Source organism: Streptomyces sp. NBC_00252, assembly GCF_036187565.1.
GTDB lineage: Bacteria > Actinomycetota > Actinomycetes > Streptomycetales > Streptomycetaceae > Streptomyces.
Map to the genome: position 1 here is coordinate 497,648 of NZ_CP108087.1, position 21,344 is coordinate 518,991.

Here is a 21,344-nt window from a genome sequence, read left to right on the forward strand (position 1 = left end):
CTACGGTGAACAGTGTTCTCCGGCGTGCGGTCGTCTCTGCCCGCCCCCGCCAGGGAGCCGGGCAGTCGCCTTCATCCGTCCCACCGCGCCCGCAGATCCTCACCGCGCGCGGCCCCTTGCCGAGGAGTCCCGATGTCCACCACCGGTGTCGCGTCCACCGAGACGCCCATCGACTCGCCAGCGCCGTACCGGTGGCGCTGGGCCGCGCTCTTCGTGATCCTGGCCGCCGAGGTGATGGACCTCCTCGACGCCGTCGTCACGAACATCGCCGGCCCCTCCATGCGGGCCGACCTCGGCGGCGGCGCCTCCACGCTGCAGTGGCTGGCCGCCGCCTACACCCTGTCGATGGCGGTCGGGCTCGTCACCGGCGGACGGCTCGGCGACATCCACGGCCGCCGCCGGATGTTCCTGGTGGGAGCCGCCGGATTCACGCTGGGTTCCCTGCTCTGCGCGATATCCGTGTCGCCCCAGATGCTGATCGGCGCGCGAATCGTGCAGGGCCTGTTCGGCGCGGTGATGCTGCCGCAGGGCCTCGGCATGATCAAGGAGATGTTCCCGCCCAAGGAGTCGCAGAAGGCGTTCGGCATGTTCGGTCCGGTCATGGGCCTGTCCGCGGTGTGCGGGCCGATCCTGGCCGGCTGGCTCGTGGACGCGGACTACTTCGGCACCGGCTGGCGCATGATCTTCCTGATCAACCTGCCGCTCGGGGCCGCGGCGATCCTCGGCGCCCTGCGCTACCTGCCGCGGGGGCGCTCCGAGGCCAAGCCGCGCCTCGACATCCCGGGCATGCTCCTGGTCTCGCTGGCCGCGCTGCTGCTGATCTTCCCGCTGGTCCAGGGGCGTGAGTACGACTGGCCCGTGTGGGCGTTCGTGATGATGGCCGCGTCGATCGCCGTCTTCGCCGTGTTCGCCCGCTACGAGTCGTACCGCAGCAGCAACGGCCAGGACCCGCTCGTCGTCCCGAGCCTCTTCCGCAAGCGCGGCTTCAGCGGTGGCATGGTCCTCGGCCTGGTCTTCTTCTCGACCATGCAGGGCTTCATGCTGGTCTTCAACCTCTACACCCAGATCGGCCTCGGCTACTCGCCGCTCAAGGCGGGCCTGGTGATGGTGCCCTGGTCCGGCGGCATGATCGTCGGCTTCGGGATCGCGCAGGGGGTCGTCCGCTTCGGGCGCGCCGTGCTCCAGGCCGGCACGGTGGTCATGGCGCTCGGAGTGTTCGGTGTCTGGCTGACCCTCGACCAGGCGGGGTCCGGCGTCGGCCCCTGGCAGCTCCTGCCGTCGCTGCTCGTCACCGGCATCGGCATGGGCCTGCTCATGGCGCCCTTCTTCGACATCGTCCTCGCCAGCGTCGAACAGCACGAGACCGGTTCGGCGTCCGGCACGATGACCGCGATGCAGCAGCTCGGCGGCGCCTTCGGCGTGGCCATCCTCGGCACCGTGTTCTTCGGTCTGCTGGGCGGCGGGATCGCCGGAGCGGTCGACCACCGCTCGGACGATCTGCGCGGCCGGCTGACCGCGGCTCACGTCGCTCCGGCGACGCAGGACCGCGTCGTCGCCGACCTGCGCCGGTGCGCCTCGGACCGTGCCACCGCCAAGGACCCCGCCGCGACCCCGGCGTCCTGCGCGCTCCTGGAGAAGGACACCCGGTCCGCGGTGACCTCGTCCGAGGCAGGTGCCCGGATACCGGCCGCGCTGGAGGCCACCGCCTCGTCGGCCTTCCGCAGCGGTTTCGGTTCCGTCATGCAGACGCTGCTGTGGATCGTCGACGGCATGCTCGCACTGACCTTCCTGCTCTCCTTCCTCCTGCCGCGCCAAGCCCGCCCCGAGGGAGCCGCCGGACACTGAGTCCGGGCTGCAACCAGCGCGCACGGGGCGGTCGTAGACCCTTTTGGGGGCTACGACCGCCCCGCATCCCGTGCCGACACGGCAAGCGAGCGGGCCTGAGGGGCACGGCCCGGGTCCGAGGTCGGGGTGCTGTGGCAATGGGCATGCGTTCACGGGCGTACGGCGTGGCCCGAGGTCGGCTGTCGCAGCCGTCCGCATACCTGACGGGCGCGGGTAGCCACGCGAGACGCCGACGGACCATTCACCGGCTCCAGCCCGCCGGGCAGCCTCTTCCACTGGCCCCAGCGGCAACTCGCCGGGAACCAATTCGTCACTACGGCCGCCCGCCCCCGAGATGCCCGGCCACCGGGAACGCCGTGCGGGGCGGAGCCGTTCACCCCGGTCAGGCACGGTCCGCGGGCGCCGCGTATCGTGCGGGCAGGCGGGAGGACGCACGCGCCGGCTGGAAGAGGACACAGCTCGCCGACCGCGCGACACCCCGCCGCGCACGCCCGCCCCCTCCCGGAAGGACGAGCCCCGTGCTCGCGTCGTACGCAGACCACTTCGACACGCCTGCGGAATATCTCGACTTCGCGCGGTTCGGTCCGCCGTCGCGGGACGTGGTGGCCGCGACGGCTCGGGCCATGGAGGAGTCCGCGCGTGCCGACCACACCACCGTCGACGGCCTGATGGACACGGAAGCCGTGGCACGCGATACGGCCGCCCGCCTGGCCGGTACCGACGGCCGCCACACAGTGCTCCTCCCCAACGCGTCCACCGGGTTGTTCCACGCGGCTCTCGGAATCCGGGCGGGCGTCGTCCTCGCACCGCGCACCGACTTCCCGGCCAACCACTATCCGTGGCGGCGCAGCGCCGAACTCGGCCGGGCCACACCGCGCTGGCTCGATCCCGCACCCGGTGCGGGCGTCACGCCCGACCTCGTCCGCGCCGCGCTGACCGACGACGTCGTCGGTGTGTCGGTCAGCGCCGTCGACTTCCGCACCGGCTTCCGTGCCGACCTCGCCGCACTGCGCGAGGCGATCGGACCGGACCGGCTGCTGATCGTGGACGCCATCCAGGCGTTCGGGGTGGCGCGGATGGCCTGGGACGCGGCCGACGTGGTGGTCGCGGGCGGCCAGAAGTGGCTGCGCGCGGGATGGGCCACCGGTTTCGCGGCGCTCTCCGACCGCGCCCTGGAGTCCCTGGAGCCGGTCCTCACCGGCTGGACGGGTGTCGAGGACGTCGGTGTCTTCGACGGGACCGAGCATGCACCCGCCGGGGACGCGCGGCGGTGGTCGATCACCAACCTCAGCCCGGTGACGGCCGCCGCGTTCGCTGCCGCCCTCGGGCTCGTCGAGCGGTACACGGTCGCGGCGATCGAGGCCGCGATCGCCCTGCGGGTCGCCGAGTTGACCGAGGTCGTCGAGGAGCACGGCGGTCGGGTCCTCTCCCCCGCCGACCCGGCGCGGCGGGCGGGCGTCCTCTCCTTCACGATGCCGGGGCACGATCCGTCGGTCGTCGCGAAGGCGTTGCACGGCGAGGGGGTCACGCCGACCGTCCGCGCCGACTCCCTCCGGTTCTCCCCGCACGCCTCGACTCCCCCTGAGGCGTGCGCACGGGTGGCGGCTGCACTTGCCTCATTGGGGAGTTGACCCCGCCGAGCGTCGGTGAACTCGGCCGAATCGCGCGCGAGTTGCTTGATCAGGGGTACCGATCGGATCGCTCGCGAGGCCCGGGGATGGTGCCCCCTTGCGGGAGGGGAAAGCGTCGGAACGGCGGGCATCGCTCCGGTTCTTCTCGCAGCCGTCCAGGTACGTGACGATCCCGCTGCGTGCCGGTCGAGCGGGCCCCCGGACCTCACAGGTCCACGTGTACGCCCCAACCCCGTTCGAGCGCCACGTCGTAGGCGACCCGGACCGCCGCGACGTCCAGGGCGGCGTGGCCGGTGGACTTGAAGACGGTGAGGGCGTCGGTGTCACCGCCCCGGCCCGGGTGGGCGCCGTCGAGGACGGTTCCGAGGAGGGTCACCGGCCGGCCGGGGGCGAGGTCCTGGAGTTCATGGGCGCCCGCCGGTGGCGGCTCGGTGGCCGCTCCGGTCCACTCGGCGAAGAGGACCGCGTCCCGGACGGTCTCGGGATCCAGTTCGGGCCCCCGGGAACCGCCGACCGAGGAGACATGGACGCCGGGACCGAGCCACTCGCGCCGGACGACGGGCGTGGTGGCGCCGGTGCAGCAGAACACCACGTCGGCCCCGCGCACCGCCCCCTCGACATCGGCGGCGACCCTAGCGCCGGGATACAACGCGGCCGCCGCAGCGGCCCGTGCCGGATCGCGGCCGGCCACCGTCACCTCGGCCTCCGGACACACCGTCGCGAGCAGCGTCAGCTGGGCGCGGGCCTGGGCGCCCGTCCCCACCACGGCCACCCGGCCGAGACCAGGGTGGACAGCCAGGGCCAGCGCGCTGCGGGTGGCGACCGCCGCCGTGCGGACCTCGGTCAGGGACTCGCCGTCCACGAGCGCCAGCGCCCGCCCGTCGTGTTCGTCGAACAGGGCCACCAGCCCCCGGTGGAAACCGCGTCCGGGGTGCCGCGGATCGGCGGTCACGGTCACCAGCTTCGCGGCCAGCCCGAGCCCGGGAACGTAGCCCGGCATCGCGCCGAGCAGGCCGGTCGGGGTCAGGGCGGCGATCCGTGGCGGTACGGAGACCTCGTCGCGGGCGACGGAGACCAGCGCCCGGCCCACCGCGTCGAGGACGGCGTCGGGTCGCAGGGCGGCTGCCGTCAGCCGACGGTCGAGCACCAGCAGGCCGCTCACCTGTCGGTCTCCGCGCTTCCGGCGGTCAGGGCCGTCCCCAGCTCGTCCGTCGCCGCGCGCAACTCCCGCTCCACGGCGGCCAGTTCCGGCCCGTCGAACTCGGCGTCCGGTCCCACGACCGTCAGTGCGCACACCGGGGCGCCTGGGTCGGGCACCACCGCCCGGCTGACGGAGGCCACCAGTTTGTCGTTACGACCGCGCTCCACGGCGATGCCGGTCCGTTCCACCTCGGCCAACTCCCATGCCACGTCGGCGGCTTCGTCGCCGAGTCCGGCCAACCACCTTGTCCTCGCGTCCGGTTCGAGGGCGGCGACCAGGGCGAGGGGCCCGGCGAACCGTCGTACCGGCAGCAGTTCGCCCCTCAAGTGGCTGATCATGGCCAGCCGTTCGGGCCTGACCACGTCGATCACCCGGGCGCCACCCTCCTCCAGCACCTGGAGGTTGACCATCATCGAGGTCGCGGCGGCCAGCCGCTCCAGCACCGGACGGGCCAGCGCGGTCAGCGAGTTGCCCGCCGCCGAGGCCGACATCCGGAGCACGGCGGCACCGGGCAGATAGCGGTCACCGGCCCGCAGCACCCAGCCCCGCCGGACCAGGTCCAGCAGGATCCGGTAGGCGGTGGCGCGGTGCAGGCCCACCTCGGCGGCGAGATCGGTCAGCCGCACCGGGTGCGGTGCGCGCGAGACGGCCTCGACCAGGTCGAGGGCCTTGTCCACGGCGGACCTGGGCGGCGCCGGGGTAAGGGGGGCGACGGGCATGGCAGCGGTTCTTCCCTCTCGTCCTGTCCGGTTCGGGTCCTTGCGGTGATCCACCGGTCACGGAGTACAGTAACCGCGTTTTCACCACACGATACAGATGTTACCCAGAGCGTAACAACACAGATTCTCGCGGACTGAAGGTGACCATGACCGATCTGCCCCCGGGTGCCCCGACCCCCTGGGCCGCACCGCCCGCCGGAACCGTCACGGTCTACCGCGGCGCCACCCTCTTCGACGGCACCGGCGACCGGCCCCGCGCGGACACCACGATCGTCACGGACGGCGCCCGGATCCACGCCGTCCTCGGCGACGGCGACCCGTTGCCCCCGCTCGCCGCCGACGCGCCCCGCGTCGACCTCGACGGCAGGTTCGTGGTCCCCGGCCTGATCGACACCCACCAGCACCTGGCCACCCCGCCCGACCGGCCCGTCGCCGAGGCGGTGCTCCGGCGCCTGGTGCACAGCGGGGTCACCGCCGTCCGTGACATGGCCGACGACCTGCGGCAGATCGGCGACCTCGCCCGGGCCACCCTGGTCGGCGAGATCCCCGGCCCCGACATCCGTTACGCGGCACTCATGGCGGGCCCCTCCTTCTTCGACGACCCGCGCACCCACGAGGTCTCCCGGGGCGCCACGCCCGGTGCCGTCCCCTGGATGCAGGCCATCACCCCCGACACCGACCTCACCATCGCCGTCGCCCTGGCCCGCGGCACCTACGCCGCCGCGATCAAGGTCTACGCCGACCTGGACGCCGCGACCGTCGCCGCCGTCACCGCCGAGGCGCACCGCCAGGGCATCGCCGTGTGGGCACACGCCACCGTCTTCCCGGCCGCGCCCGGCGAGGTCGTCGCCGCAGGCGTGGACAGCGTCTCCCACGTCACCCTGCTCGCCTTCGAGAACCCCGCCGAGCCGTTGAGTAGCTACAAGACCAAGCCCGCCGTGGACCACGACCGTTTCGCCGCGGGCGACGACCCGCGACTGGCCGCGCTCTTCGCCGAGATGCGCCGCCGGGGCACAGTCCTCGACGCCACCGCGTCCATGTGGACCAGTGACGAACTCAAGGGCGACACCGCAGAGTCCGCCGAACGGGCCCGCCGCAACACCGAGTTGGCCGCCGCCGTCACCGCCCAGGCACACCGCGCCGGAGTCGGCGTCTGCACCGGCACGGACTTCGAGACCGATCCCGACGACCCGTTCCCCGCCCTGTACGGCGAACTCGCCTTCCTCGTCGACCGTTGCGGGATGTCCGCCGCCGACGTCCTGCGCGCGGCAACCCTGGTCGGCGCCAAGGCCGCCGGCACCGAGGCGGACATGGGCAGCGTCGAAGCCGGAAAGCTCGCGAACTTCGCCGTCCTGGACGAAGACCCGCTCCGGGACATCGCCAACCTGCGCACCATCACCCTCACCGTGAAACGCGGCCGCCGCTTCGACCGCGCCGACTTCGAGAAGGACGCCCAGTGACCACCGCCGCCCACCCGATGATCGTCAACGCGCTGGGACAGCTCGACAACCCCAACACCCCCGCCGCCCAGGCCGCCGCCACGCAGCTCAATCCCGACAGCGGCCAACTCGCGGTCGACGCGCGGGCGATCGCCGAGGCCCGCGCCTCCGGCCTGACCGCCGTGAACATCACCCTCGGATACACCATGGGCGACCTCCCCCCGTACGAGCACACGCTCGACGAGATCGCGGTCTGGGACGGCATCCTCGACGCACACCCGGCCGACCTGCTCAAGGTCCGTACGGCCGACGACATCCGGCGCGCCCACCGCGAGCGCCGGATCGGCGTCATCTACGGCTTCCAGAACGCCGTCGCCGTCGGCGAGGACCCCGCCCTGGCCGAGAGCCGCGTCGCCGGGTTCGCGGAGGCGGGCGTACGGGTGGTCCAGCTCACCTACAACCAGGCTAACCACCTCGGCGACGGCTCCATGGCCACCGCCAACCGGGGCCTGACCCCGTTCGGCCGCCAGGTCGTCGAGGCCCTCAACGACCACCACGTGATGGTCGACCTCTCCCACAGCGGGGAGAACACCTGCCTGGACGCGGCCCGGCACTCCCGGCAGCCCGTGTCGATCAACCACACCGGCTGCCGCGCCCTGGCCGACCTTCCGCGCAACAAGACGGACGAGGAACTCCGCCTGGTCGCCGACCGGGGCGGGTTCGTCGGCATCTACTTCATGCCCTTCCTCAACCCGACCGGCCACGCCACCGCCGCCGACGTCGTCGACCACATCGTGCACGCGGTCGACGTCTGCGGAGAGGACCACGTCGGCATCGGCACCGACGGCAGCGTCACCGCCGTGGACGACCTCGACGCCTATCGCGCCGCGCTCGCCGAACACGTGGCCGCCCGCCAGGCGGCCGGCGTCGGCGCGGCGGGCGAACGGGCCGACACCTACCCCTTCGTCGTGGACCTGCGCGGCGTCGACCAGTTCCGCGACCTGACCCGCCTCCTGGAAAAGCGCGGCTACCACTCCGACCGCATCGAGAAGATCCTCGGCCGCAACTTCCTCGCCTACGCCGACCGCGTCTGGACGGCCTGAGGATCGGCGCCCGAGTTCCGGGACACGCGCAGCGGGTTCCCGTAGCCCATGTCGATCAGGCCGGGACGAAACTCGGCCACCAGGGTGGGATGTTGCCCGGGCAGAACGGGTCGGGGTAGGAGTCCGGCATCCCGAGCCACGTGACGAGGAACCAGCTGAACCACAAGGTGAAGATGAGCCCTGCCATCAGGGCCGTCCTGCGATGACGTCTTCCGAAAGTACTGCCCAGGATCACCCACGAAACCGCGGTGGCGATCCATATGAGAGGCGCAAGAAACAGCAGAGTTATGCCGTTGGCTCCGGCGTTGACGCCGACGTCACAAGCAGCCCAAGCCCTCTCGATCGCAAAAATGGTCACCACTGCGGTCAGGCCACCGAGGAGGACACCGCTCCCAACGCCCGTGAACCGGCGGCCCGGAGGACTCGACGGCTCTGCTCCCATGATCGTCTCCCCCGCCTCGCCCTGGTTGTGGAGAGTACCAACGCACCGAAGCAGCCCTGCGTTTCGACCAGTGGAGCAGGGCACGGGTCTGCTCGCCAGCTTGGCGTGGTGTGCCTCGGCGGCGACCGCCAGGTCGATGGGCTGATGCAGGAAATCGGCGCCGGATCCGGTCCTCAGCCCACGGACGAGACCTCCGTACGGTCCCGCACGATGATCTTGCCCGTGTTCCCGCCGCGCAGCATCAGCAGGAACGCGTCCACGATGTGCTCGAAGCCGTCGACGACCGTCTCGTCCAGGGCGAGCCGGCCGCTCTGGAGATGCGGGACCGCGAAGTCGTACAACTCGTCCTGCACGTCACGGTAGTTGCTCACAAGGAAGCCCTCCATCCGGAGGCTCTTTTCGACGATGTCCGCGTAGTTGAAGTGTGGTGACGGCGCGTCGGGGTCGTTGTACTGGCTGATCGTCCCGATGCGGACGACGCGTCCGAGCTCGCGCAACTGCCCTATCGCCGCGGCGAGTTGCGGGCCGCCGACGTTGTCGACGAACACGTCGATGCCGTCCGGCGCGGCCTTGCGGAGCAGCTCGGCGGGCGGACGCGCGTGGTAGTCGAAGGCGGCGTCGTAACCGACCTCGCGGGTGAGATGGTCCGCCTTCGCCGTCGAACCGGCGCTCCCCACCAGCCGTCCGGCGCCGAGCAGCCGGGCGAACCGTCCAGTCGCGGTGCCGACCCCGCCCGCGGCGGCCGACACGAACAGGTCCTCGCCCTCCTGGAGGCGGGCGATCCGGGTCAGGCCCACATAGGCGGTCAGGCCGGTTCCGCCGAGGATGCTCAGATACGCGGTCAACGGCACCCCATCGAAGCGCGGCAGGCGCCGGATCTCATCCGGGGCGACCACCGCGTGCGTGCGCCAGCCGCGTCGGTGGAACACGATCTCACCCTCGGTCAGCAGAGGCGTGCGCGAGGCGGTGATCCGTCCGATCGCGCGCCCCTCCAGCGGTGCGCCGAGCGCGAAGCCGTCGGGGACGTCGTCCATCATCTCGCGGTGGTAGGGGTCGACGGACCAGTAGAGGTTCTCCACGAGCGCGCTGCCCGCCGGGGGTTCGGGGAGCGCGGACTCGACGAGGGCGAAGTGCTCGGCGGTGGGGAATCCGTGCGGGCGGGCGGTCTGGTGCACGGTGAGCGCGGTCTCGTTCATGGCCGGACCGTAGGCTGGGAATGTGCCTGGTGGGCAGCCAGTTGGGCTCATGTGACGGCCCGTTCCATGAGCAGTTCTCATACGCCGAGGTGAGCACCCCGTGGCCCGTACGACCGACTCCGATCTGGCCCCGCACGAACTGCGCGTCCTGGTGGCGGTCGCGGACACCGGCGGCTTCTCCGCCGCGGCCGGGGCACTCGGCCTGACGCAGTCCGCGGTCTCCCACTCGGTGCGCGGCAGCGAACGCAAGATCGGGGCGGTCCTCTTCGAACGCGGCCGAACCGGTGCCCGCCCAACTCCCGCCGGAGAGGCGGCCGTCGCGCACGCCCGCCGCATCCTGCGCCTGCTGGAACTCCTGACCGCCGAGGCCCGCGGTGCGGCCCGGTCCGGGGCCGCGGAAGGGCCGCTGCGGATCACGGCGTTCCGCAGCGCGGCTCTCCACCTGCTGCCGCCCGCGCTCCAGCGGCTGCGCGCCCGCCATCCCGGCATCGAACCGCGGGTGCGGATCGTGCGCGAGGTGGGGCGCGGTACCGCCGGCGAAGTGGCCGACGGGAAGGCCGACATCGCCATCGCCACACTGGGCGGCTCCGCACCGCTTCCCCCGGGGCTGGTCGCGAGCGGGCTCTTCGAGGAGCCGTACGCCCTGGTGCACGCGTCCGGTCACGCCGCACCGCGTTCGCTGCCGCTGGCCGACTGGGCCGAGAACTGCGGCTCCCACACGCGCGGCTGGTGGGCCGCGCAGGACTGGATCCCCCGGGCCACCGTCGAGGCCGAGGACGACGGAGCGGTGCTGTCCCTGGTGAGCGCGGGCCACGGAATGGCGATCATGCCCGCGCTCTCCCTGTCCGGAGCACCGGCCTCGGTCGGCATCGCCGATCTCGGTCCCGACGGCCCGACACGGCAGGTCGGCTACGTCACCACCGCCGAGCTGGCGGGATCCACGGTCGTACGCGCCCTGGTCCGGGAACTTCGCGCCACGGTCCCCCAGGATGTGAGCCTGCCCGGCGGCCAGGCCGGGACCCGGCGGGCGAAGCTCTGACCCCGCGGCCGGACGCCGCGAGCCGTCAGGACCGCGATTCTGACGTGACGGGGCGGATCGGGGGCACCCCACCACTATGACGACAGGTGTGACGCTCGGCGTCGAAGAAGAGTTCCTGCTGCTCGATCGCGAGACGGGCCTGCCGACGCCGCGCATCGGCGAGGTCCGTGCCGCCGCGGGACAGGAGCCCGGGGTGCGGCGGGAGGACATCGACACCGAACTGCTCCAGGCGCAGCTGGAGGTCGCTACCCCGGTGTGTTCCGACCTCGACGAGGTCGCCGGGCACCTCACCCGGTTCCGGCGCGCGGTGGGAGGCGCCGCCCGCCGCGCGAACTGCCTGCTGGCGGCGACCGGTGGCGCGCCGCGGGCCGGCACACCGCTGGTGCCCGTCACCGCGCAGGAGCGCTACCGGACCATGCGGGCCGAGGCGGCCCGGCTGGTCGACGAACAGCTGATCTGCGGCATGCACATCCATGTCGCCGTGCCCGACCGACAGGCCGGTGCCGCCGCGCTGGGCCGGTTGCGGCCCTGGCTGCCGGTGCTGGTGGCCCTGGGCGCCAACTCCCCGTTCTGGGAGGGGCAGGACACCGGTTTCGCGAGCTGGCGCACCGTGGTCTTCGGCCGCTGGCCGATCAGCGGCTCGCCCCCGTTCTTCACCGGCGCCGCGCACTACGAGGAGCTGGTGGCCTCGCTGCTGGCCACCGGAGTCGTGTCCGAGCGGCGACAGCTGTACTGGCATGCCCGGCTGTCCGAGGACTACCCGACGTTGGAAGTACGCGCGCCCGACGTCCAGTTGGACGTCGACAGCGCCGTCACCCTCGCCGGGCTCACCCGCGCGCTGGTGGTGACCGCGCTGCGCGAGAACGGTCGTGATCTGCTCGCCCTGAACCCCTCGCCCGAGATACTGCAGGCCGCCGGATGGCACGCGGCGCGCCGCGGCCTGAGCGCGGATCTGGTCGACCCCCGCACCGCCACGTCCGCGCCGGCGGCCACGGTGGTGGCCGCCCTGCTCGATCACCTCACGCCCGCGCTCGAGGAACTCGGGGACGTCGACCGGGTGACCTCGGGCGTCCAACGGCTGCTTGACCAGGGGACGGGGGCCGCACGGCAACGCGCGGCGCTCGCGAAAGGCGGCACAGAGGCGCTGTTGGACCTGATCGCGCCCCAGCCCGCGCGGCCAGCCACCGCGGTGAGCACCGGGAGCTAGCTCTCATCCTCGCCACCACCTCCGGCTCCGCTCGGCCCGGTGCGGCCGACGTCACCGGTCAGGCGTCGCCACCGGTCTGCGTGTGGGACGTCGTCGGCACGGGCTCCGACGAGGTCCGGGCCGGTGAGGACGTGATCAGTGTGGAGCTGCCGGTGTCGCGGTCCGTGTATCCCGCGAAGAGGGCGAGGCCGAGGCCAGCCGCGGCGAGCGTCGCGCCGACCAGGGCCGGTGAGGCCCAGCCCCAGCCGGCCGAGATCGCCAGGCCGCCGAGCCAGGCGCCGCCCGCGTTGGCCAGGTTGAAGGCGGAGTGGTTGGAGGCCGCGGCCATCGTCGGGGCGTTCTTCGCCTTGGCCATGAGCAGCATCTGCACGGGGGTGGTGACCAGGGCGCCCATCGCGCCCATGAAGGCGAGGGTCACCAAGGCGGGGACGGTGCTGTGAACGGTGAAGTAGAACACCAGGAGCGTCGCGCCGAGCAGGAAGAGGCCGCCGTACAGCGTGGGGCGCAGGGCCCGGTCCGTCAGCGGGCCCGCGATCAGGGTGCCGAGCGTCATTCCGATGCCGTAGAGCGCGAGGACCCAGGTCGTGGAGCCGTCGGAGAGGCCGGTCAGGTGGGTCAGGATCGGCACCAGGTAGCTGTAGACGGCGAAGAAGCCACCGAATCCGACGACGGCGGTGGCCAGGCCGAGGGCGACCTGCCGGTTGCCCATCGCCCGCAGCTCGTGCCGGATGCCGGCCTGGTCGCTGCGGGGCTGATGCGGGACGAAGGCGGCCAGCGCGGCGAGCGCGACCACGCCGATGACGGCGACGGCGCAGTAGGCGTACCGCCAGCCGAGCTGCTGCCCGAGGGCGGTGCCGGCCGGGACGCCGACGATGTTGGCGACGGTGAGTCCGAGGAACATCCTGGACACGGCCCGCCCGGCTCGTTCGGGGGCGACCAGCCGGGAGGCGACGACGGCTCCGACGCCGAACAGCGCTCCGTGGGGCAGGCCCGCGAGGAACCGTGCGGCGAACAGCAGGCCGAAGTTCGGAGCGAGAGCGGAGGCGACGTTGCCGATCACGAAGAGTGCGGACAGCAGGAGCAGCAGGCGTTTGTGGGCGATGCGCGCGCCGAGGCCGGTCAGGAGGGGCGCTCCGACGACGACACCGAGCGCGTAGGCGGAGACGAGGTTGCCGGCGTGCGGCACGGACACGCCGACCCCGTGGGCGATCTGGGGCAGGAGTCCCATCGTGGCGAATTCGGTCGTACCTATACCGAACGCGACGAGGGCAAGGGCCAGCAGGGCCAGTGGCATGGAGCGCGAGTACCTTTCGCGGGCGGTGGTGTGCGTGCGGTTGCGGGTAAAGAGGGCAGGACCGTCGTACGTCCTTTTCGCCCTGTTTCTGTAGTCTGTCGCGTCGGCCACCGTTGCCCGATGCGCCCTTGAGGGCAGAGAAAGTCTACGAGCGGTTCAGCCGCGGCACGTACGCACGCATTCCAAGATCGGCCGACGCGGAGCATGGCCTGCGTCACAGTCGCCTCATCGTCTTGTCTACTTGTCGTCCTGGCGCTCGAAGTCCGAGCCTCCCCGCCGGTTCGCGGACCGGTGTTCACCGGCCCGCGTTCCCCCTGCTCCGCTCGACCGGGATCCACAGCTGGGAGTGGGTCTCCTCGCCGAGCTCCACCGGCTGCGTGACCAGGAGTTCCGGGCCGGGCCGGCTCGTGTACGGGTTCGAGGGGAACCACTGGGTGAACACGTCACGCCACAGTTCCTGAAGCGCGGTCGGATAGGGACCATCGTTGTCGAAGACCGCCCAGGTCCCGGCCGGCACGTCAAGGGCGTCCAGTTCCTCGACGACCGTCTCCGGGCCGGTGGCCACGCCGATCCAGTAGTCCGCCCCGTCGCCCTCCTCCCGGCCGTCGGTCAGGTACACCGCCGCCGACAGAACCCCCTCCGGTTCCCGGCCGCCCAGTTCCTTCATGCGTACGATCGCCTGCTCGTCGAGGCTTTCAAGGTGCGTCGCGGCGGCCTCGTTGACCCCCTCGTGCACGAGCGGGACCCGGGCCTTCCTGCCGACGACCCTGAACGCCTCCTTCTCCACGATCCGGTACCGCATGGTCGTACTGCCTTCGACGACGACGCGGAAGGACATGCGCGGCTGTGCCGTGAGCAACGCACCCGTGCGCCGGGCCTCGCCGGGCCCGATGCCGTGCACCGACCGGAACGCCCGGGCGAAGGCCTCGCCCGAGCCGTAGCCGTAGCGCACCGCGACATCGAGCAACGTGCGCTCACCGGCCAGCACTTCGGCCGCGGCGAGCGTCATCCTCCGGCGCCGCAGGTAGACCGGAAGGGGCATTCCGGCGAGGGCGGAGAACAGCCGCCGGAAGTGGTACTCCGACACCGCGGCGATCCGGGCCGCCTCGGCCACGTCGACCTCGCGGTCGAGTCCGGCCTCCAGGTGGTCCAGCGCTTCGTTCAGCCGCTCCAGCACGTGCGTCCGTCCCTAGGTGTGGAAGTGATGGTGCAGGTGATCCGCCGCGCTCCGCCCGACAGAAGCCGTACGGGAATTGTCGGGCCGCGAGCTGCGGCCCTGTCTGAGGCTTGCCCACATGAATGATCTCAAGGGGTGGTGCGAGCCGCGGTTCGCCGCGGTCGAGGCGGCTTTCGCGGCTTCGCTCGGCAAGGACGATGTGGGCGCCTCGGTCGCCGTCCGTCTCGAAGGCGAACCGGTGGTGGACCTCTGGGGCGGCTACGCCGACGCGGACCGCACCGTCGGCTGGGAGCGCGACACACTCACGGGCGTGAACTCGACGACCAAGAACATGACCGCCCTGTGCGCGCTCGTCCTGGCCGACCGGGGCCTGCTCGACCTGTCCGCACCGGTGGCCGCGTACTGGCCCGAGTTCGCGGCGGCGGGCAAGGAGCGTCTCCTCGTACGCCATGCGCTGTCCCACACCGCGGGGTTGCCGGACCTGCCCGGGCTGACGGCGGTCGAGGATCTCTACGACTGGCAGCGCGTGACGGCGGCGCTGGCCGCGCAGTCCCCCGAATGGGAACCGGGCACCGCCGCCGGGTATCACGCGCTCACCTTCGGGTTCCTGATCGGTGAGATCGTCCGCCGTGTCACCGGTCGCAGCCTCGGTGATTTCTTCGCCGAGGAAGTGGCCGGACCGCTGGGCGCGGACTTCCACATCGGGCTCTCCCCCGCCGACGACCATCGCGTCGCACCGCTCATCCCGCCGCCGTCAGAAACCGACGAGTTCACCGCCGGCGCGCCGCTCGGACCGGACGGCACACGCCGGGAGCACACCGGCGTCGCGGTCCGGGTCAGGGACGCCAACTCCGTTGCCTGGCGCCGTGCGCAGCTCCCCGCGGTGAACGGCTTCGGCAACGCCCGGTCCGTCGCCCTCGTCCAGTCGGTCCTGGCGAACCGGGGTTCCGCCGGTGGGGTGCGGTTGCTGTCTCCCGAGGGCTGCGAGCCCGCGTGGCAGGAGGTGTTCCGCGGCGAGGACCGGGTGCTGCGAACGCCGATGTCCTGGACCGCGGGCTTCGGGAAGTTCGGCAACACCTTCGGCTGGGGCGGTTGGGGCGGCTCACTGGTCGCGAGCGACCCCGACGCGCGGCTGACGGTGGCCTACGTGATGAACCAGATGATCGACCGGGAGCGTCAGGAGGACGGCCGCGGCATGGAGATCATCATGGCCGCGTACAGCGGACTCCGGTGACAACTCGCGCCCCTGGGCGCGGAGATGCTCCGGACGAGCCCTTGCCGGATCTCTCGACACCGACGAATGCTGTCATGCACACACCTTGACCTTATTGGTCTAGACTTTTACTTTCAAGTGGTCAACTCCCCTCGGCACACGCCGAGTTGAGACTGCGCCCTCTTCCGCGCGCGCCGAACCGCTCGAAAGGGCCCCGCCACCCCCATGACCACTCGTTCCCCCCTCCGCCTCGCGTTACGCGGCACCCCCGTCCTCGCGATGCTCGCCCTGCTGACCGGCCTCCTCACCGCGACACCGGCCGCCGCGGCGACCGGCTCCATCACCGGCCTCGCCGGCAAGTGCCTCGACGTCGCCGGAGCCGACTCCGCCGACGGCACACCGGTCCAGCTCTACGACTGCAACGGCACCGGCGCCCAACAGTGGACGGTCGGCACCGACAACACCGTTCGCGCGCTGGGCAAATGCCTCGACGTCACCGGCAACTCGACCGCCGACGGCGCCAGGATCCAGCTGTGGACCTGCACCGGCGGCGCGAACCAGCGCTGGACCGTCACCGCCGCGAACGACATCGTCAACCCGGCCGCGAACAAGTGCCTCGACGTCTCCGACAACTCCTCCGCCAACGGGGCGCGCATCCAGCTCTGGACCTGCACCGGAGGAACCAACCAGAAGTGGAACGCCCCCGCGCAGCAGTCGGGAGAGCAGTGCTGGGCCACGCACTACGGTCCCCAGCCCGCCGGCGCCCTCACGGCCAGCGGTGAGGTCTTCGACAACAACGCGGACACGGCGGCCACTTCGCTCTCGCGTCAGCCCCAACTGCCCTTCGGCACACGGGTCCAGGTCACCAATGTCGCCAACGGCCGCTCCCTGACCGTACGGATCAACGACCGCGGGACGTTCGCCCAGACCCCGCAGGAACCGAAGTGCCTCGATCTCACCGACGGCGCCTTCGGCCGCCTCGGCGGCGTCCTCGACCCGGACGCCGGACACATCGTCGTCACCCAGACGGTTCTGGGCTGACGACCGCGGCCCGCCCGGCTCGCGTACCGGACGGCCGACCCAGACCGACCGCCCTCGTCCTCCCCCCGACCACAGGAGCAACGCCCCATGACCACCCCCCACTTGACACCGAGTCCGCACAGACTCACGGCTCTGAGCAGACTGACCCTCGTCATGCTGCTCGCCGCGGCCCTGTCCGCCCTGTTCACCATCTCCCCCGCCCGTGCGGCGGACGGCCGGATCACCGGCCTGGCCGGCAAGTGCGTCGACGTCGCCGGGGCGAACACCGCCAACGGGACCGCCGTACAGCTCTACGACTGCAACGGCACCAGCGCCCAGACCTGGTCCAACCCCGGTGACGGAACGCTGCGCGCGCTCGGCAAGTGTCTCGACGTGGCCTCCGGCGGCACGGCCGACGGCACGGCGGTCCAGCTCTACGACTGCAACGGCAGCGCCGCCCAGAAGTGGGCCGTCAGCTCCGCCAACGACATCGTCAACCCGCAGGCCAACAAGTGCCTGGACGTCACGGGCAACAACTCCGCCAACAGCACCCGGCTCCAGATCTGGACCTGCTCGGGCGGCGCCAACCAGAAGTGGAACGCTCCCGCGAGCGGCGGCGGCACCACGCCGTCCGGCTTCGTCGTCAGTGAGGCCCAGTTCAACCAGATGTTCCCGAGCCGGAACGGCTTCTACACCTACCAGGGCCTGACCGCCGCCCTGTCCGCCTACCCCGGCTTCGCCAAGACCGGCTCCGACACGGTCAAGAAGCAGGAGGCCGCCGCCTTCCTCGCCAACGTCAACCACGAGACCGGCGGACTCGTCTACGTCGTCGAGCAGAACACCGCCAACTACCCCCACTACTGCGACACGAGCCAGTCCTACGGCTGCCCGGCCGGACAGGCCGCCTACTACGGGCGCGGACCCATCCAGCTGTCCTGGAACTTCAACTACAAGGCCGCGGGCGACGCGTTGGGCATCGACCTCCTCAACAACCCCTGGCTGGTGCAGAACGACTCGGCCGTCGCCTGGAAGACCGGCCTGTGGTACTGGAACACCCAGTCCGGCCCGGGCACGATGACCCCGCACAACGCCATGGTCAACGGCGCCGGCTTCGGCCAGACCATCCGTTCCATCAACGGCTCCCTGGAGTGCGACGGCCGCAACCCCGCGCAGGTCCAGAGCCGCGTCGACGCCTACAACCGCTTCACCTCCATCCTCGGGGTCAGCCCCGGCAGCAACCTCTACTGCTGACGGTCGCCCTCGGGCCCACCTGACGCGAGGGCTGGTTCATCCACGAACCGGCCCTCGCACCACGCCTACGACCAGACGCCCGGCCCGACTGCGCCCACCCGCCCGGAAAACTCTCCGCAGCACCCATGACGGCACCTGTGACACTAGAATTGGTGTCATGACTGCCATCACCCTGCGCATCCCCGACGCCATGGACAAACAACTGCGTGACGCCGCCGCGGGCGCCGCGTCCCTGAACGACTACATCGTGCGCGCCGTACGACGGCAGATGACCCTCGACGCCGCACGCAAACTGGCCTCCGTCGCCCCCCTCGACCTGGCGGGCGAGGGCGACACCCTGTGAGCATCCGGAAGGGCGACGTCTGGGACGTCGACACCGGCAAGGGAACCCGCACCGTTCTCGTCGTCAGCCTCGACGGACTCGCCGACGCCTACGGCGCCGTCCTGGTCCTGGTCCTGCACGCCCCGGCGCAGCACCCCGACACGGCGATGAGCGTGCACCTGACCGCCCCGGTCGACGCCTCCGCCGTCGCGGTCAACCTCCTCCAGCTCTCCACGCTGCGCTTCGAGTCCGGCACCCCGCACGGCAACATCGGCCCCGAACAGCAGGAACTCGTCGACAACGCCCTCCGCGCCGTCCTCGACCTGTAGGCCCCACGCGACAGGGGCAGCAGGTGGCCCACGGCGCGGAAGGATGCCCCTCCCTCAGGCAGTGAGCCCAGCCCTCAGCGCAGCCGACGCGCCCGCAGCACCACGTCGTCGGTGTGGTGCGCACCGGCGCCGCCGTCAGGTGCCACGCGCGGCCGCTGCTCGTCCACCTCCACCCTCCAGTCCTCGTCGAGCAGAGCGGCGACCATGGAGGGCCAGACGTAGTCGGCCGGGTCGAAGGCGGCATCGTGTTCATGCCGGGTGTCCATCCCGGCGTGGTGCACGAGCAGCAGCACGCCACCGGGCGCGACGGCCGCGAGCAGCGCTCGCTCGGCCGCGGCGTCGGGTGTCCGCAGCAGCGCCGGGTACTGCGCGGAGACCAGGTCGAAGGAGGCCGGGGGAAGCGCCGCCTCCGCCAGTCCGGCGTGTACCCAGTGGACGGTGACACCGGCGTCCCTCGCGTGCCCCGCGGCCCGCTCCAGGGCCACGCCCGAGACTTCGAGCGCGGTCACCTCCCAGCCGCCGCGCGCGAGCCAGACGGCATCCGCGCCCTCGCCGCAGCCGACGTCCAGTACCCGGCCGAGTGGGAGCCCGGCGACCTCGGCCACGAGCGCGCCGTTGGGCCGGCCGCTCCACAGTTGCTGTCGGTCCGCGTACCGGTTGTCCCACTCCGCCCGCACCTCGGGGTCCCCGACGTATGCGTCGGCGGACAGGGACGTGTCGGACGCGGAAGATCCTGCGATGTTGTCAGTCACCTGCCCACGGTCACCCACCAGGTCCTGGTCACACCAATCTCTTTGCTGCTCCGGCAAAACGCGGGCCCCCGTGAGGATCAGCGACGGGTCATCGTTCAAGTGGGCCAACCGCTCGGGGTGTCGGAGCAGGACCGGCACGGAGTGGTGTTGACCGGTCGACGGGTCGGCAGGCCGCGGGTAACCTCCCACAAGCCGTCGCCCCCCACGTTCCCGGAGCGAGGCCATCTGCCGGTATCAGCACGGAGGGCATCCCATGGCCAGACTTGTCCGGTACCTGACACTACTCGTCCTGGGTGCTTCCCTCCTGTTCCCGTCCTCCACCGCGGCGGCCTCCCCGCCTCCGACGGCCGGTGCCGTGGCCGCCACCACCGCGAGCGCCTGGCAACCGCCCCTGTCCACGCGCGGGCGCTACATCGTCGACGCGAACGGCAACCGCTTCCGGCTCAGATCCGCCAACTGGGACGGCGCCCAGGGCTCTTGGACGGGCAGCGGCAGCGAGGCCGACAGCGCCAACCACCACGCCGGGCAGAACTCCTACGGCATCCCCCTGGGCCTGGACCGCGTACCCCTCGCCCAACTCATGGCCGACTTCCACGAGTTGGGCATCAACAGCATCCGGCTGCCGTTCTCCAACGCGATGATCCATGACGCCACCGCCGTCCCGGACGCCGCCTTGGCGGCCAACCCGCAGCTGCGTGGCCGGACGCCGCTCGGGGTGTTCGACGCCGTGGTCTCCGCACTGACCTCGGCCGACTTCGCGGTCATCCTCAACAACCACACCAATACGTCCCGTTGGTGCTGCGGGGTCGACGGCAACGAGCGGTGGAACAGCAGCCAGTCGACCACGCAGTGGGCGGACGACTGGGTGTTCATGGCTCGCCGCTACGCCTCCGACCCCCGCGTGGTGGGTGCCGACCTCTACAACGAGGTGCGCCGTGACGTCTGGGACGACCCGAACTGGGGCAGCGGCGACGCGCACGACTGGTTCGCCGCCGCCCAACTCGCCGCCGACCGCATCCTCACCGAGGCCGATCCGAATCTGCTGATCGTCATCGAGGGCATCAACTGGACCGGCCTGCCCGTCGACGGATTCGCCCACGGCCGCCCCCTGCTCACCCCCGCACGCACGCTGTCGCACACCCTGGTCGCCACCCACAAACTCGTCTACTCGGCCCACTTCTACGGCTACACCGGCCCCCACCACAGCGGTGCCACCGGCATCGGCGAGACCAGCGACCCCCGTTACCAGGACCTCAGTCGCGACGCGCTGTTCCAGACCCTCTACGACGAGGCGTTCTTCGTCTCCCAGGACGACGGCAGGCATTACACCGCTCCCGTGTGGATCAGCGAGTTCGGCATCGGAGCGGGCGAGACCGGCGCCGCGGCCCGCACCTGGTTCGGCAATGTCACCGACTACTTCGCCGACCACGACGCCGACTTCGCCTACTGGCCGCTGGTCGACTGGCAGGGCCACGACGACTGGGCCCTGCTGCGTTACGACACGGACGGCACCCGGCACGGCCTGCTGGACGACGCGGACTGGCGCGGCGCCGGATGGCAGCGGCTGATGTCGGCCGCCTCGCTCACCGGTCCGGTCACCAGGGTCCCCGCCTGGCAGATGCTCGCCACCGACCACGGCGACTACGTCGAGTCCGTACGGGTGCGCGCGACCGGCGACTGGGACCCTGGAGCCACCAAGGCGGCCTGTCCGGACGGTCTGCGGCTGATCGGTCTCGGGCACACCTCGGGCCGGGGCCTGTGCACGGACGTCACGGCCGGGGACCTGCGTGCCGCGGACGGCGCCCAGTCGGTCGTCACCGACGAACGCAACGTCCCCCAGGGCGGCGACTGGGCCTCGGGTTATACCAAACTCCAGTGCGCCCAGGGTCAGTTCCTCATCGGTTACAGCCACCGAGGTGTGCGGACGTCGGCCGCCCTCTGTGCGCCCGCCGGTGTCGCACTGGCGGGCACGGGACGCACCGTGTGGTTCGACCGGTCCGACAACCGGCCCGCCGGCGGCGGTGACTTCGCCAGTGGTGACTACAAGGGCCAGTGCGCGGACGACGAGTACGCGGCGGGCATCGCCTACACCTCACGCGTCGGCAGCTCTCCGGGCCCCGCCGCCCTGTTCTGCCGCCAACTGGCCCACTGAAGCGCGTTGTTG

The 21,344-nt window shown here is 71.7% G+C and carries 19 protein-coding genes; 12 read left to right on the forward strand and 7 right to left on the reverse strand.

All coding sequences use genetic code 11. The features are described from left to right. Positions 1-132 precede the first annotated feature (132 nt). Both OHT77_RS02150 and OHT77_RS02155 read left to right on the forward strand, forming a co-directional pair. Entirely contained in the window at positions 133-1,845 is a 1,713-nt protein-coding gene (locus OHT77_RS02150) for an MFS transporter (RefSeq protein WP_328826191.1), read from the forward strand. 518 nt (positions 1,846-2,363) lie between these two features. Beyond that, positions 2,364-3,476 carry an aminotransferase class V-fold PLP-dependent enzyme gene (locus tag OHT77_RS02155; RefSeq protein WP_328826192.1) on the forward strand — a complete coding sequence of 371 codons (1,113 nt, stop codon included), beginning with the start codon at positions 2,364-2,366 and terminating at the stop codon, positions 3,474-3,476. Positions 3,477-3,681: 205 nt separating this feature from the next. Here OHT77_RS02155 and OHT77_RS02160 read toward each other — a convergent pair whose 3' ends face one another. Both OHT77_RS02160 and OHT77_RS02165 read right to left on the reverse strand, forming a co-directional pair. Next, positions 3,682-4,638, reverse strand: coding sequence for an ornithine cyclodeaminase family protein (locus OHT77_RS02160; protein ID WP_328826194.1), 957 nt, complete (start codon positions 4,636-4,638; stop codon positions 3,682-3,684). Beyond that, positions 4,635-5,396 (reverse strand): IclR family transcriptional regulator, encoded by a 762-nt coding sequence (locus OHT77_RS02165; protein WP_328826195.1) that lies wholly within the window; start codon positions 5,394-5,396, stop codon positions 4,635-4,637. Before OHT77_RS02165 ends, OHT77_RS02160 begins: the two co-directional genes overlap by 4 nt. A 146-nt stretch (positions 5,397-5,542) precedes the next feature. Between OHT77_RS02165 and OHT77_RS02170 the strand changes: the two genes are divergently transcribed. Together OHT77_RS02170 and OHT77_RS02175 are read left to right on the forward strand one after the other, a co-directional pair. Next, a complete protein-coding gene (locus OHT77_RS02170) occupies positions 5,543-6,856 on the forward strand; it encodes an amidohydrolase family protein (protein ID WP_328826196.1) in 1,314 nt (437 codons plus the stop codon). After that, positions 6,853-7,938 carry a dipeptidase gene (locus OHT77_RS02175; RefSeq protein WP_328826198.1) on the forward strand — a complete coding sequence of 362 codons (1,086 nt, stop codon included), beginning with the start codon at positions 6,853-6,855 and terminating at the stop codon, positions 7,936-7,938. The genes OHT77_RS02170 and OHT77_RS02175 overlap by 4 nt, the downstream gene beginning before the upstream one ends. A 55-nt stretch (positions 7,939-7,993) precedes the next feature. Here the strand turns inward: OHT77_RS02175 and OHT77_RS02180 are convergent, their stop codons facing one another. Together OHT77_RS02180 and OHT77_RS02185 are read right to left on the reverse strand one after the other, a co-directional pair. Next, positions 7,994-8,125, reverse strand: coding sequence for a hypothetical protein (locus OHT77_RS02180; RefSeq protein WP_328826200.1), 132 nt, complete (start codon positions 8,123-8,125; stop codon positions 7,994-7,996). A 428-nt stretch (positions 8,126-8,553) separates the two neighbouring features. Continuing rightward, entirely contained in the window at positions 8,554-9,576 is a 1,023-nt protein-coding gene (locus tag OHT77_RS02185) for an NADP-dependent oxidoreductase (protein ID WP_328826201.1), read from the reverse strand. Between the two features lie 100 nt (positions 9,577-9,676). Here OHT77_RS02185 and OHT77_RS02190 point away from each other — a divergent pair, with 100 nt between their 5' ends. Together OHT77_RS02190 and OHT77_RS02195 are read left to right on the forward strand one after the other, a co-directional pair. Beyond that, positions 9,677-10,615: a LysR family transcriptional regulator gene (locus tag OHT77_RS02190; protein WP_328826202.1), complete on the forward strand. Its 939-nt coding sequence runs from the start codon at positions 9,677-9,679 to the stop codon at positions 10,613-10,615. 76 nt (positions 10,616-10,691) lie between these two features. Continuing rightward, a complete protein-coding gene (locus OHT77_RS02195; protein ID WP_328826203.1) occupies positions 10,692-11,822 on the forward strand; it encodes a carboxylate-amine ligase in 1,131 nt (376 codons plus the stop codon). Between the two features lie 58 nt (positions 11,823-11,880). Here OHT77_RS02195 and OHT77_RS02200 read toward each other — a convergent pair whose 3' ends face one another. Together OHT77_RS02200 and OHT77_RS02205 are read right to left on the reverse strand one after the other, a co-directional pair. Continuing rightward, the gene (locus tag OHT77_RS02200; RefSeq protein WP_328826204.1) at positions 11,881-13,116 is read right to left on the reverse strand and encodes an MFS transporter; all 1,236 of its coding nucleotides are present in this window, start codon (positions 13,114-13,116) and stop codon (positions 11,881-11,883) included. Positions 13,117-13,411: 295 nt separating this feature from the next. Continuing rightward, entirely contained in the window at positions 13,412-14,293 is an 882-nt protein-coding gene (locus OHT77_RS02205; RefSeq protein WP_328826205.1) for an AraC family transcriptional regulator, read from the reverse strand. A gap of 118 nt (positions 14,294-14,411) precedes the next feature. Between OHT77_RS02205 and OHT77_RS02210 the strand changes: the two genes are divergently transcribed. The 5 genes from OHT77_RS02210 to OHT77_RS02235 all read left to right on the forward strand — a co-directional run bounded on the left by OHT77_RS02210 (position 14,412) and on the right by OHT77_RS02235 (position 18,428). Continuing rightward, positions 14,412-15,527: a serine hydrolase domain-containing protein gene (locus OHT77_RS02210; protein WP_328826206.1), complete on the forward strand. Its 1,116-nt coding sequence runs from the start codon at positions 14,412-14,414 to the stop codon at positions 15,525-15,527. 204 nt (positions 15,528-15,731) lie between these two features. After that, positions 15,732-16,547, forward strand: a complete 816-nt coding sequence (locus tag OHT77_RS44975; protein ID WP_405881595.1) for a lectin — start codon at positions 15,732-15,734, stop codon at positions 16,545-16,547. A gap of 153 nt (positions 16,548-16,700) precedes the next feature. Further along, a complete protein-coding gene (locus OHT77_RS02225) occupies positions 16,701-17,777 on the forward strand; it encodes a glycoside hydrolase family 19 protein (RefSeq protein ID WP_328834123.1) in 1,077 nt (358 codons plus the stop codon). 157 nt (positions 17,778-17,934) lie between these two features. Beyond that, positions 17,935-18,120, forward strand: coding sequence for a hypothetical protein (locus OHT77_RS02230; RefSeq protein WP_328826207.1), 186 nt, complete (start codon positions 17,935-17,937; stop codon positions 18,118-18,120). Next, positions 18,117-18,428 (forward strand): type II toxin-antitoxin system PemK/MazF family toxin, encoded by a 312-nt coding sequence (locus tag OHT77_RS02235; RefSeq protein WP_328826208.1) that lies wholly within the window; start codon positions 18,117-18,119, stop codon positions 18,426-18,428. The genes OHT77_RS02230 and OHT77_RS02235 overlap by 4 nt, the downstream gene beginning before the upstream one ends. Before the next feature lie 74 nt (positions 18,429-18,502). Here OHT77_RS02235 and OHT77_RS02240 read toward each other — a convergent pair whose 3' ends face one another. Continuing rightward, positions 18,503-19,180 (reverse strand): class I SAM-dependent methyltransferase, encoded by a 678-nt coding sequence (locus tag OHT77_RS02240; protein ID WP_328826209.1) that lies wholly within the window; start codon positions 19,178-19,180, stop codon positions 18,503-18,505. A 253-nt stretch (positions 19,181-19,433) separates the two neighbouring features. On the opposite strand from OHT77_RS02240, the gene OHT77_RS02245 reads away from it, so the two are divergent. Further along, positions 19,434-21,332 (forward strand): glycoside hydrolase family 5 protein, encoded by a 1,899-nt coding sequence (locus tag OHT77_RS02245; RefSeq protein WP_328826210.1) that lies wholly within the window; start codon positions 19,434-19,436, stop codon positions 21,330-21,332. Positions 21,333-21,344 lie beyond the last annotated feature (12 nt).